This is a genomic window from Christiangramia marina (assembly GCF_048285865.1).
GTDB lineage: Bacteria > Bacteroidota > Bacteroidia > Flavobacteriales > Flavobacteriaceae > Christiangramia > Christiangramia marina.
Genome location: NZ_JBLVTK010000001.1, coordinates 58,257 through 71,310, shown reverse-complemented (window position 1 = coordinate 71,310; position 13,054 = coordinate 58,257). Strand labels below are relative to the sequence as shown.

The 13,054-nt window shown below is 40.0% G+C and carries 11 protein-coding genes and 1 pseudogene; 3 read left to right on the top strand and 9 right to left on the bottom strand.

The window, feature by feature from the left end:
• The 3 genes and pseudogenes from ACNKXS_RS00330 to ACNKXS_RS00320 form a co-directional block, all read left to right on the top strand.
• A pseudogene (locus tag ACNKXS_RS00330) lies at positions 1-335 on the top strand (hypothetical protein); the annotation flags it as partial.
• Positions 316-1,716 carry a DUF4097 family beta strand repeat-containing protein gene (locus tag ACNKXS_RS00325; protein ID WP_417919140.1) on the top strand — a complete coding sequence of 467 codons (1,401 nt, stop codon included), beginning with the start codon at positions 316-318 and terminating at the stop codon, positions 1,714-1,716. The pseudogene ACNKXS_RS00330 and the gene ACNKXS_RS00325, both read left to right, overlap by 20 nt.
• 38 nt (positions 1,717-1,754) lie before the next feature.
• Positions 1,755-2,432, top strand: a complete 678-nt coding sequence (locus ACNKXS_RS00320) for a peptidoglycan DD-metalloendopeptidase family protein (RefSeq protein WP_417919139.1) — start codon at positions 1,755-1,757, stop codon at positions 2,430-2,432.
• A gap of 32 nt (positions 2,433-2,464) precedes the next feature.
• Here the strand turns inward: ACNKXS_RS00320 and ACNKXS_RS00315 are convergent, their stop codons facing one another.
• From ACNKXS_RS00315 to ACNKXS_RS00275, 9 genes are all read right to left on the bottom strand, one after another.
• Positions 2,465-2,941, bottom strand: coding sequence for a DUF4199 domain-containing protein (locus ACNKXS_RS00315; RefSeq protein ID WP_417919138.1), 477 nt, complete (start codon positions 2,939-2,941; stop codon positions 2,465-2,467).
• 695 nt (positions 2,942-3,636) lie between these two features.
• Positions 3,637-6,993: a preprotein translocase subunit SecA gene (gene secA, locus ACNKXS_RS00310; protein ID WP_417919137.1), complete on the bottom strand. Its 3,357-nt coding sequence runs from the start codon at positions 6,991-6,993 to the stop codon at positions 3,637-3,639.
• An 87-nt stretch (positions 6,994-7,080) separates the two neighbouring features.
• Entirely contained in the window at positions 7,081-7,302 is a 222-nt protein-coding gene (locus ACNKXS_RS00305; protein WP_008272287.1) for a DUF2795 domain-containing protein, read from the bottom strand.
• A 152-nt stretch (positions 7,303-7,454) separates the two neighbouring features.
• A complete protein-coding gene (locus ACNKXS_RS00300; RefSeq protein WP_417919136.1) occupies positions 7,455-8,027 on the bottom strand; it encodes a cob(I)yrinic acid a,c-diamide adenosyltransferase in 573 nt (190 codons plus the stop codon).
• Positions 8,028-8,107: 80 nt separating this feature from the next.
• On the bottom strand, positions 8,108-8,281 hold the full coding sequence (locus tag ACNKXS_RS00295; protein WP_405199473.1) for a hypothetical protein: 174 nt from the start codon (positions 8,279-8,281) through the stop codon (positions 8,108-8,110).
• Positions 8,282-8,329: 48 nt separating this feature from the next.
• Positions 8,330-9,034: an ABC transporter ATP-binding protein gene (locus tag ACNKXS_RS00290; protein ID WP_417919135.1), complete on the bottom strand. Its 705-nt coding sequence runs from the start codon at positions 9,032-9,034 to the stop codon at positions 8,330-8,332.
• A 43-nt stretch (positions 9,035-9,077) separates the two neighbouring features.
• Positions 9,078-9,824, bottom strand: a complete 747-nt coding sequence (locus ACNKXS_RS00285) for an O-methyltransferase (protein WP_417919134.1) — start codon at positions 9,822-9,824, stop codon at positions 9,078-9,080.
• A gap of 140 nt (positions 9,825-9,964) precedes the next feature.
• The gene (locus ACNKXS_RS00280; protein ID WP_417919133.1) at positions 9,965-10,369 is read right to left on the bottom strand and encodes a four helix bundle protein; all 405 of its coding nucleotides are present in this window, start codon (positions 10,367-10,369) and stop codon (positions 9,965-9,967) included.
• Between the two features lie 147 nt (positions 10,370-10,516).
• The gene (locus ACNKXS_RS00275) at positions 10,517-12,391 is read right to left on the bottom strand and encodes an ABC-F family ATP-binding cassette domain-containing protein (protein WP_417919132.1); all 1,875 of its coding nucleotides are present in this window, start codon (positions 12,389-12,391) and stop codon (positions 10,517-10,519) included.
• Positions 12,392-13,054 lie beyond the last annotated feature (663 nt).

The following is a 13,054-nucleotide window of genomic DNA, read 5'->3' as shown; positions in this document are numbered from 1 at the left end:
TTACCGGTACTGACTATAGGTTGAGCGATGTCTCTCCTGAATTTAAAAAGATCGAAGATTATTATATGGCCAGCTTGAATATACAACTGGCTAAACTGGACATGACGCCAGGAAACAAAGAACTTATAGATGCATTTATGAGAAAACTGGAAGCTCTGAATGATGAATATATCGCACTTAATGCGGAAATTCAAGAGACTGGTTTGAACGAGGAAACAGTGGAAGCTATGATCGCGAACTTACAGCTTCGACTGGATCTTCTGAAGAAATTGAAGAACAAATTAGATGAAATCGAACAATCAAAAGACCTTAAAAATGAAAACTATCAAGCATAAATTTATGTTTTTGATGCTGCTCTTTATCACGGCAGGATCGTTTGCTCAAACAAGTAAACTGAAGAATTCCTATAAAACTTCAGCCAATGTGACCGTGGAACTGGATTCCAGGTATACCAATATCATTGTAGAGAACTGGGATAAGAACGAGGTTGCCGTAGAAGCCTATCTCGACGGAAATTCCGGTAATAAAAAAGCGACAGGGGAACTGCTGGATAACTGGGAGGTAAAGACCTCTAAAAATGGTGATCGTGTAAAGATCAAATCCAGTGGAGGAGGTAACACCAATATGAACATGAATCTTGACCTGGACCTGTCAGGACTTGAAGAGCCATTGTCTATGCTGCCTGAAATGCTGCAACCTATGATGAATGAACTTGTAGGACCTTTGCTTGCTAATATTGCACAAAATCCGTTACCGGAAGGTTTTGCCGATGATATGGAGGAAATGAAATTCGATTATAGCGCTTATAAAAAAGACGGTGACAAGTACCTTGAGAAATGGGAGTCTAAAATGGACAAGAAGTTCGGTAAGGAATACGAGGCGAAAATGGAGAAGTGGGCTGCTGAAGTCGAGAAGAATTCTGAAGAATGGGAAAAAGAATATGAAGTGAAGATGGAGGCCTGGGGCAAGGATTTCGAAAAAGATATGGAAGCGTGGGGTGAAAAATTCGGTAAGAAAATGGAAGCCTGGGGAGAAAATTTCGGAAAACAGTTCGAAGCTAATATGGAAGCCAATGGCGGACATATGTTTACTGGAAATAGTAGCAATTCATCAAAAAATCAGAAAACGATCAGGATCAAAGTTCCGAAGGATGCAAAACTGGAACTGAACGTTCGGCATGGTGAGCTAAAACTTGGAAGTACAGTCAAAAACCTGAAGGCCGATCTGTCTCACAGTCGGCTTTCAGCCAACAGACTCACCGGAAAAGATACAAGGGTAAAGGCAGCATACTCACCGGTGAAAGTCGCTCACTGGGACTATGGAGTGCTAACTACAGAATTTGTGAAGAATTGTAATATAGACAAGGCGGTGAGTATCAAACTGGAATCGAATAGTAGCGATGTGGTCATCAATGAACTCCAAAAAACAGGCGTGCTTAGTGGTAGCTTTGGAAAGCTGGACATTAAAAATCTTGGTTCAGGATTTCAGGATCTTAATATTAGTCTGGAAAATAGCGATCTGGAACTCAGTGTTCCTGAAACTGCTTTTAATTTCAGTTTTAATGGAATGCAAAGCAATATTAAGCACCCATCCGGCATGAAGTTGAAATCCACAAAATCCTATGATAACGAGATGCTGAATGGTTACTTCAAGTCGAAAGATGGAAGCGGTAATATCACGATCAAGGCAAATTATAGCGATGTATTGATAAATTAAGATCAAGCCCTTACATTTGGCTTACTAAGTTGAATGCAATGATGGAATTTTCGGAATTTATTAAAAGTATTACTTCAGAATTTACCCCGGTAATAGGAGGAGAGTATGCACAGGAAGATTATGAATATATTGATCTCTCACAAAATAACAGGGATCTGCTGAAACTGGAAGTGGCATCATCTGCCGCTTTTTCGGTTTTTATAGATGAATATTTGAGAAACCGATCGGCCAAAGCTGCCTATGGTGGTTACAATGAACTACGAACTTTGTATAATCGTAGCGAATTATTCAATCATTCGAGTTCGAATAGGAATATTCATATAGGGCTGGATGTATGGGTTCCTGCTTATTCAGATATCATAGCTCCGTTAGATGGAAAAGTTCATAGCTTTCAGGATAACTCAAATTTTGGCGATTATGGACCTACGATTATTTTAGAGCATCAACTTGATGGTCAATCATTCTATACCTTGTACGGACATTTATCCCGCGCTTCTCTGGGTAATCTGGAAATAGGAATGCAATTCGAAAAAGGTGATAAAATTGCTGAACTCGGAGATTATGCCGAAAATGGAGATTATGCACCACATTTGCATTTTCAGGTCATCAAAGATATGCAGGGCAAGATAGCAGATTATCCAGGTGTGGTTCGAAAAGAAGAGCTAGAAGGTTATTTACAGAACTGTCCTGATCCTAATCTATTATTGAAAATTTAGAACTTTCTCTTCGGAAATATATGCTAAGTAAACTATTTTTTTCGAACGAACAGCGCAACAACGGCTGAGGTCACGACTCCTACGACTAGCGCAAAGAAGAACGACTGAAGTATATAGGAAGTAAGATTAAAATATTCTTCCGCAGCTTCACGAGTCATACTCCCTCTTTCAACAGCATGATCTATGATATTCGGAAAATATTCCGGAGTAATAAAGGCATGTGTAATATACTGCGCCAGCGGAGTTAGGATTGCCACGACGATGCTTACCACGATTCCAGAAATGAATCCCTGAGACCAGTTCATCTTACCTTTAAAGAAATTCTTTCTTTTATCCAGCAACGCCAGTACGTAAATTATAATTGCTACAATTCCAAAGAAATTGGTGTAGATCGCATGTTTGGCAATGAGTTCATCATGCCAGCCCAGGGCCTTTTCCAGGTACATCCATAACAAGGATATTACGCTAAAGATTATTCCCCATTTAATTTCAATCGCGAAGCGTTTCATACTGATGATTTGTTTTGTTAAAATTACTAAAAAAATTGATGATGACGAATTTGATGCTTCCCAGGAATCTTAGTTTAGAATAGTCAATAACTCCTTTCCAAGAAAGCGTTAGTGAAAAAATAGCGCTGAACTTTTTGGACATCCCTCGAGATAGTTCTACAGGAAGATTATTTCAGAAATCAATTTGCAGCACTGAGCCTGTCGAAGTGCAATTTTATGTGTTCTACTTTTGATTATTAGATTCTGGTTAAACTCTTCAGGCTGACAATAATGCAAATGTTATAAGTTTTGTTTTAAAGTAGACTAGCTCACTATTTGCTCATCCTTCGAAAGGCTGAAGGATGGCATTTCTCTGAAAATCAACATTTCTGATCAGCAGTATGCAGCACTGAGCCTGTCGAAGTGCTGGCTCAATTTATTCCAGTCTTTAGTAAACCGTGCTAAAAATCAAAAAAGTATGCTAAGTTGGTTCTAATGCAATCATTTTATTTTTTGCATATCCTTTGAAAGGCTCAGCATGGCAACACTCTATAAAGCAAACGTTTTGTATCAGCAGTATGCAGCACCGAGCCTGTCGAAGTGCGGTCTCACTTACACTGTTTTTGAAACCTAGGTATGGAGAAGCTCAATAATACAGTGGCATAAAAAAAGCCTGAAGTAAAACATCAGGCTTTTTTTATATTTAAGAACAGGTACTATTCGTCTACAAGAACCCAGTCTCCTTTATCTAAGAGTGGAATTGCTTGTTTGAACTTCATGGCTTTAGTTTCACCACTTAAGACGTTCTTTAAAGTAACCTTATCGTTTCTACCAATTTTAGGTCGGTCTCTAGTGATGGTTTCAGTGATCTCAGGTTTACGCTGAGTATTACCAACCGCTCGGCTTTGAGCAGCGCGTTCATCCATGTTAGGGATCTCTTCCTTCTTGGTTTCAACTTTCTCTTGTTGCTGAACCTGCCTTGCTTCCTGAATATTAGGAACGCTCGCCGTTGGAATCTCTCCTTTAAAGAGGAAGGACATCACATCACGGTTTACAGTCTCCAGCATGGCTTTAAAAAGTTCAAAAGCTTCGAACTTATAAATAAGCAATGGATCCTTCTGCTCATGTACAGCCAACTGAACACTTTGCTTCAACTCATCCATTTTTCTTAAGTGAGTTTTCCAGGCTTCATCAATGATTGCGAGAGTAATATTCTTTTCGAAATCTTTAATTAATTGCTTTCCTTCAGTTTCATAAGCTTTCTGAAGATTGGTAACCACGCTCAATGTTTTCGTGCCATCTGTAAAAGGAACAGAAATACGCTCGAAGTTATTTCGCTCATCTTCGTGAACCTGTTTGATCACAGGGAATGCACGTTCAGCATTATGAGCCATCTTGGTGTCATAATGTATGTAAGCAGCCTTATAAACCTCTCCAGCTAGCTTCTGAGGGGTCATTTTCTTGAACTCTTCTTCAGAAACAGGAGAACTCATAGAGAAATTCCTGATAAGTTCGAATTCAAAGTTCTTATAATCTTCAGCTCCTTTATTTGTTTCAGCAATATTTTCAGAAATATCAAAGATCATATTGGCAAGATCCACACGTAACCTGTCTCCAAAGAGAGCATGGTAACGACGCTTATAGATCACCTCACGCTGAGCGTTCATTACATCATCATATTCCAGCAAGCGCTTACGAACTCCGAAGTTATTTTCCTCTACTTTCTTCTGAGCACGCTCAATAGACTTGGAGATCATGGAATGCTGAATAACTTCACCTTCTTCCAGACCCATACGGTCCATAAGTTTGGCGATTCTTTCAGAACCAAATAATCTCATCAGGTTATCTTCAAGAGATACATAGAATTGTGAACTACCCGGGTCACCCTGTCTACCGGCACGACCACGTAACTGCCTGTCCACACGTCTCGAATCATGACGCTCGGTACCAACAATCGCCAGACCACCGGCATCTTTCACTTCTTTGCTTAGTTTAATATCGGTACCACGACCGGCCATGTTGGTGGCGATGGTTACGATTCCCGCATTACCAGCTTCAGCAACAATATCGGCCTCCTGCTTGTGACGTTTCGCGTTCAATACGTTATGAGGTACATTCCGAAGCTTCAGCATACGGCTGAGTAGTTCCGAAATTTCTACGGAAGTAGTACCAATAAGTACTGGTCTGCCCGCATTTGAAAGATCGGTCACATGATCGATCACCGCATTGTATTTTTCACGTTTGGTCTTGTAAACCAAATCTTCTTTATCGTTTCTGGCAATAGGTCGGTTGGTTGGAATTTCCACCACATCCAATTCGTAGATCTCCCAGAATTCACCAGCCTCAGTTACTGCGGTACCAGTCATCCCCGAAAGCTTGCGGTACATTCTAAAGTAATTCTGAAGGGTTACCGTAGCAAAGGTTTGTGTCGCATCTTCGATCTTTACGTTTTCCTTGGCCTCGATCGCCTGGTGGAGTCCGTCACTATAACGACGACCATCCATGATACGACCGGTTTGCTCATCCACGATCTTCACTTTGTTATCCATCACTACATACTCTGTATCTTTTTCGAACAGGGTATATGATTTTAATAACTGGCGAAGCGTATGAATACGTTCACTTTTTACTGAATATTCTCTGAATAGTTCTTCTTTCTTTTCAGCTTCTTCTTCGGCAGAAAGACCTTCTTTTTCAATTTTTGCGATCTCCATTCCAATTTCAGGCATCACGAAAAAGTCAGGATCATTTTCTCCGGAAAGAAATTCAATCCCTTTATCGGTAAGATCGATCTGGTTGCTTTTCTCTTCGATCGTAAAATACAGCTCGGCATCAACCTTTGGCATCTCACGATTATTATCCTGCATGTAGTGATTCTCAGTCTTCTGCAATAATTGCTTAACACCTTCTTCACTCAGGAATTTAATCAATGCTTTATTCTTCGGAAGACCACGATATACTCTCAATAGTTGGAAACCACCTTCTTTGGCGTCACCTTCCTTAATCAGTTTCTTAGCTTCAGCAAGTACTTTTACTAGATATTTACGCTGAACTTCCACGATATTGGCGATTGCAGGTTTCAGTTCCATAAACTCATGCGTATCACCTTTAGGTACGGGACCAGAAATGATCAATGGAGTACGCGCATCATCAATTAATACTGAATCCACCTCATCCACGATCGCATAGTTATGCGGGCGTTGTACCAGATCATCAGGAGAATGAGACATATTATCTCTCAGGTAATCAAAACCAAATTCATTGTTGGTTCCGTAGGTAACATCAGCATTATAAGCTTTTCTACGAGCGGCAGAATTTGGACGGTGGTAATCGATACAGTCGACGCTTAAACCGTGAAACTGAAAGATAGGAGCCATCCACGCGCTATCACGTTTTGCCAGGTAGTCGTTTACAGTCACCAGGTGCACTCCGTTTCCGGTAAGTGCATTCAGGTAAACAGGTAAAGTCGCCACAAGGGTTTTACCTTCCCCGGTATGCATCTCTGCAATTTTTCCCTGGTGCATGGCTACACCACCAATAAGCTGAACGTCGTAGTGGATCATATCCCAGGTTACCGGCTTTCCGGCTGCATCCCAGGAGTTGTTCCAGATCGCGTGATCACCTTCAAGATTTACGTAATCTTTCTCTGCGGAAAGTTCCCTATCGTAAGCAGAGGCCTGAACCTTTAACTGGGGATTATTACAGAAGCGTTTCGCTGTCTCTTTAACAACTGCAAAGGCTTCTGGAAGGATATCGTTGAGAACTGCCTCAGAGAGCTCGTAAGATTTATCTTTAAGGGCATCAACTTCAGCATAGATATCTTCTTTACGGGTGATATCGTCAATCTCGTCAGCTTCTTTATTTAGTGCTTCTATCTTATCTCTAACTTCTTTAGTAGCATCAGAGATCTGAGCTTTAAATTCAGATGTTTTTGCACGCAATTCATCCAGGCTCATCGCTTCGAACTTAGACTCAAGAGTCTTGATCTTATCTACGATGGGTTGAATCGCTTTTACGTCTTTCTTGGATTTATCTCCAACGAAAGCTTTTAATACGGTATTTAAAAAACTCATAGTGGTTTTTTTATTTAAGGGGTTCAAATTTACGCAAAAAAAAAGCCTCATGATTGAGACTTTTCCCTATTTTCTACGTGTTATATTTTAATATTCATCCTCATTCCAGAGGTAATCTTCATCTGTTGGATAATCCGGCCAGATCTCTTCAATAGAATCATATGAATCACCTTCATCTTCTATTGCCTGTAAATTTTCGACAACTTCAAGCGGTGCTCCTGTTCTAATTGCGTAGTCAATTAACTCGTCTTTGGTGGCCGGCCAGGGTGCATCACTTAAATAAGATGCTAATTCTAAAGTCCAATACATTGATTAATCGGGTTTTAAATTTTGGCAAAAATAATTTTTTTGCTCTAATAGCCAAGAAAAAAATCTATTATTTACTCAATAATGATAAGAACGTAAAGATTTCGATCATTATTTGCATTATCCACAATGAATATGATGAAAATCTAATTGATTTAGGATTTTTTTGGAATCCATTGAATTTCTTCAGCTTGCAAGGAATGAGACAACATCCGTGCCAGCACAAACAGGTAGTCTGAAAGTCGGTTCAAATAGACCAAAACCTGATCCTGAAATGGTTCAATGTCATATAAAGCGGTAGAAATACGTTCAGCCCTTCTGCAAACGCAACGTGCTATGTGACAGAATGACACGCTTTGATGTCCGCCAGGCAATACAAAATGCGTCATTTCAGGCAACTCGGTATTCATCTGGTCGATCGCGTGCTCTAGTTTTTCAATATCAGCCTCAGAAACTTTAGGAATATTCAAACGATCCTTGCCATTTTTGAGTTTCTCCTTCTCAGGATCTGTAGCCAGCACCGCTCCAATAGTAAATAACCTGTCCTGTATTTCTATAAGTAATTGCTTAGTGTTATTATCGACTGGCTGATCTCTTAGAAGACCTATATGTGAATTCAATTCGTCTACCGTTCCGTAGCTTTCAATACGTATATGGTGCTTGGGAACCCTGGTTCCTCCAAATAGCGAAGTGGAGCCCTTGTCCCCGGTCTTGGTATATATTTTCATTGCAATTTTTTATCAGGTTAAAAGTACGAAGTTCGAGCAGCTAAGAAAAATAAAGCGGAGAGCTTAACATTCAGAAAAGATTATAGAGTATCAGATTCCTGCTCTCGTTTGCGTTCGTGATAACGTTTTCTGAAATTCCTGTTCTTTCGCTCTTTTTTGATTTTTTTACTACGGTTGGAATTCCATAGAAAAAATGCGAGAATGGCCACAATAATGAGGAGGTATAGCCAGGTTTCCCTATCAAGATCAATCATAAGAGTTGTTTAAAGATCTAAATTTACAAAAAACCTGAAAAATCTGATCTACACCGTAGGAGTATGTATCCTTTTACGTTCATCGGTTTCAATTCTACCATCTTTTAAGCGGATTACCCGATGTGCATGCTCGGCGATATCTTCTTCGTGCGTGACCAGGATTACAGTGTTTCCGGCAGCATGAATGTCGTCAAAAAGGTTCATGATCTCTACGGAAGTTTTTGAATCCAGGTTTCCAGTTGGCTCATCTGCAAGAATGATGGAAGGTTTATTAACCAGTGCACGACCTACCGCCACACGTTGTCGCTGTCCTCCCGAAAGCTGATTGGGTTTATGATCCATCCGGTCACCAAGTCCCACGCTGCGAAGTACTTCTTCAGCACGTTCTTTACGTTGAGATTTTGTGGCCCCGGCATAAACCATTGGTAAAGCCACGTTATCCAAAGCTGTAGTTCTGGGAAGTAAATTAAAAGTTTGAAAAACGAAACCAATTTCTTTATTTCGGATTTCTGCAAGTTCGTCATCGCTCATTTTACTGGCATCCTTTCCATTCAGAATATAAGACCCGGAAGTTGGAGTATCTAGGCAGCCCAGAAGATTCATTAAAGTAGATTTTCCGGAGCCTGAAGGTCCCATTATCGCGACATATTCACCTCGTTCAATATCCAGATCGATACCTTTTAGAACTTTTACGACTTCCTGCCCTAAAGAAAAATCTCTGGTGATGCTGCGAATTTCGATTACTTTACTCATGGATTTTAATTTACGCTTGTTTGACGGCGATTCAACTAATTTGTTACACCCTTATCGTAAAATGCTCTTTCACCTGTTCACTTCGGAAGAATATAAAACCCCATTGAAAAGTATCGATCGAAACCCGAACCTTCGGATGCTCAATAATTTCTTTCCAGGCTTCCTGCATTTCAGCAGACCAGTGGATGTCATCAAATATAAAGACAGAATCATTATGCGCAAGAGGTAATAATCTGTGAAAATAGTCCAGGGTTGCCTGCTTTTGGTGATTGCCGTCGAAATAAATAAGGTCAAATTTTTCTGAAATTTTCTGTTTGATCTTTGTTGGTCGGTGGTCACCAGTTAGATCAGAAACAACATTTTCAATTTTATCAATCCTTAAATCAACATTTTTGAGATGAAATTTTTGAAATTGTTGCCGGGCGATTTTCGCAGTTTCTTTGCAACCTTCTATAGTGGTAAGTTTTGTGGAATTGTTTGCTGTAATGGCTGCGGAAGCTATTCCAAGAGAAGTTCCCAGTTCCAGAGCATTCTCGATATTCAGATAGTTAATGATCCTGGATAGTAATTTTGCTCTAAAAAGTGTGACTCCGGCATTTCTGGCAATGGCATGCACCGGTCTTTGATTGGAACTAAAAACCTTGCTTCCCGCACCAAAATCTTCTACTTCAATAATTTCTCTATTCCGAAGAAGATCATTGCGGTAATCTTTGATCAATCCATATTCCGAATGTTCCGAGGTATCATAAAAACATCTGGTCGCCAGCTCATAAACAAAAGGTGAGTGCAAGCCATGCTGGTTATGACTTTTTAGAAGGAAGTTTATATAGGATTTGAGTTGGAAATACAAGGTAGTTAGATCTTAGTGGAGAGTGGAAAGAAGTGATGTTCGTTCGTCGTCTATGGTTTATGGTTTGAATTTGAGAATATTTAATTATGACCTGGTTTTTTGAACTTGATTCCCTTCAGGTCAGACTTTCTTAAATAGAACATAAAGGCACCAAGTTTGTTTTCCAAAATGTTGCACTGATTTATCAGCTTGTTGAAGTTCGATTCATCTATTAATCGCTTGTCTATTGATCTATAAATTTGAGATTTCAATTCTGAAGTTGAACCTTTTGAGTAGCTTAGGAAATTGTGAAACTCAGCATTTCCACCTCGCCCGAAACCTTCAGCTATGTTATCCATAATCGAACCAGAACTTCGTTCCATTTGATTAGCAAGCGCGTAGTTTTTCCCTAAGGGTGTTTCTCTAAGAAGTTTTTCGACAGATTTACAAATATTCCTTGCCAGTTGCCATACTTCCAGCTCTTCATAATTATTGATCTTAGCCATGTTCAAATTTTGCCATGAAACTAATTAAAATCTTTAAAGGAAATACGATTAAATATAAACACCAAACACTAAACAATAAATAAATTATCTACCGGAGCTTACATTAATGTTCTAGCCTGCGTCAATCAATCGATTGAAAAAGTACGATTACCCCTCCAACTTCTCCATCAATTCAAACCAGCGCATGGTTTTAGTTTCAATTTCGTCTTCAACTTTTTTAAGATCTTTAGATCTTTCAGCGACCTCATCAGCGCTAAGTTCTTCCAGGAAGCTTTGCTGAATTTTCTCTTTCTGCTTCTCCAGTTTTGCGATTTCTTTTTCCAGTTTGCTGTATTCCTTTTTCTCGTTATAGGTTAGAGAAGCCCCTGAGCTACTGGATTTATATTCTTTTTTGTCTTTTGCTTCAGAAGTCTTTTCTATTTGAATGTTTTCAGCTTTAGGTTTAGAAGCCTGGTATTCTCTGAAGTCGGTGTAGTTTCCGGGGAAATCTTTGATCGCGCCGCCACCTTCGAAAACAAAGAGGTGATCGGTAATTTTATCCATAAAGTAACGGTCGTGAGACACCACGATGATACATCCGGGGAAATCCATCAGGAAACTTTCAAGAACATTCAGTGTAAGAACGTCCAGGTCATTGGTTGGCTCATCGAGAATAAGAAAATTCGGATTCTGTATAAGAACGGTACATAAGTAAAGACGTTTCTTTTCACCACCACTCAGTTTTTCCACAAAGTCGTATTGCTTTTTTCTGCTGAAAAGAAAACGCTCCAGCAATTGTTCCGCAGAGATCTGTCGGCCCTTTTTTAGCGGAATATAATCTCCGAATTCTTTAATGACCTCAATAACTTTTTGTCCGGGCTTGATCTTGATACCTTTCTGAGTGTAGTATCCAAATTTTACGGTTTCACCAATAACGATCTTCCCGGTATCCGGTTCAAGACTTCCCGTAAGCATGTTTAGAAATGTAGATTTCCCGGTACCATTTTTACCTATGATCCCAATTCGTTCACCTTTAAGGAAGTTATAACTGAAGCCTTCCATTAATTTCTTTCCGCCTAGTTCCTTGGAAATATTGTGGATCTCCACAATCTTGGTGCCCAGACGTTCCATATTGAGTTCCAGCTGAACCTTATGATCCTGCCGGCGTTGTCCCGCACGATGTTTTATCTCATGGAAATCCTCTATTCGAGATTTGGACTTGGTAGTACGCGCTTTAGGCTGGCGACGCATCCATTCCAGTTCCTTTTTATATAACTGCTGAGCCTTGTCTGTATTGGTAGCTTCCTGTTGATGTCGTTCTTCTTTTTTGTCCAGGTAATAGGAATAGTTTCCTTTATAGGTATATAATTTGCCATCTTCCAGCTCCACGATTTCATTGCAAACGCGCTCCAGGAAGTAACGGTCGTGAGTCACCATAAAAATGGTGAAATCCTGCTTTCTGAAATATTCTTCCAGCCATTCGATCATGTCCAGATCCAGGTGGTTGGTAGGTTCATCAAGGATGATAAAGTCAGGTTTTTTGAGAAGCATTCTGGCCAGGGCGAGGCGTTTCTTCTGTCCTCCGGAAAGGTTTTTAACAACTGCCTGCAGATCTTCAAGATTTAACTTGAAAAGTATTTGTTTGAATTCAGTTTCAAAATCCCAGGCGTTATTGGCTTCCATGGCATCCATCGCTTTCTGAAGAGCATCAGAATCTTCAGGATTTTCCATGGCCTTCTCGTACTGAGCTACAACTTTTAAGGTCGGATTTTCGCTCGAAAAGATACTTTGCTCGATGGTAAGTTCAGGATTAAGGTCAGGTTCCTGGGAAAGGAAAGCAACGCGTATGTCATTACGATAGATCACCTGTCCATCATCTGGGGAATCGGTTCCCGCGAGGATGTTCAATAAACTGGTTTTTCCTGTTCCATTCTTGGCAACAAAACCAACTTTCTGATCTTTATTTATTCCGAAGCTAATTTGTTCGAATAGAACACGTTCGCCATAAGATTTCGCAACATTTTCTACTGAAAGGTAATTCATATTATTGTTATCGGTTCTATGTTGTCCGTTAGAGCCTCAAAAGTACGATAGGCAAATGACAATTGGCTATTGATAGTTAAAAATGGATAGTTATTTTGTTGGCTAGTTTGCCATTGCTCATCCTTCGAAAAGTCATCCTTCGACAAGTAATCCTTCGACAGGCTCAGGATAGCATTGAATTTAGCACCGGTATTTATCACAAGTCATTTGAAGCACTGAGCATGTCGAAGTGCGGATTTGTATGCACTGCGTAGGTTTACTGAAAATAGCTCATCCTTCGACAAGTAATCCTTCGACAAGTAATCCTTCGACAGGCTCAGGATAGCATTGAATTTAGCACCGATATTTATCACAAGTCATTTGAAGCACTGATCCTGTCGAAGTGCGGATTTGTATGCACTGTATTGGTTTACCTGAAATTGCTCATCCTTCGAAAAGTCATCCTTCGAAAAGTCATCCTTCGACAGGCTCAGGATAGCATTGAATTTAGCACCGGTATTTATCACAAGTCATTTGAAGCACTGAGCATGTCGAAGTGCGGGTTTCTACTGCATTCCGAATACTCCAGCATTGAAGAACTTTAAAACCAATAACTCCGAAACCAAAACCATATACCGAGAACTATAGACCAGCAGACAAAAAAACCTCCACACACAATAACCG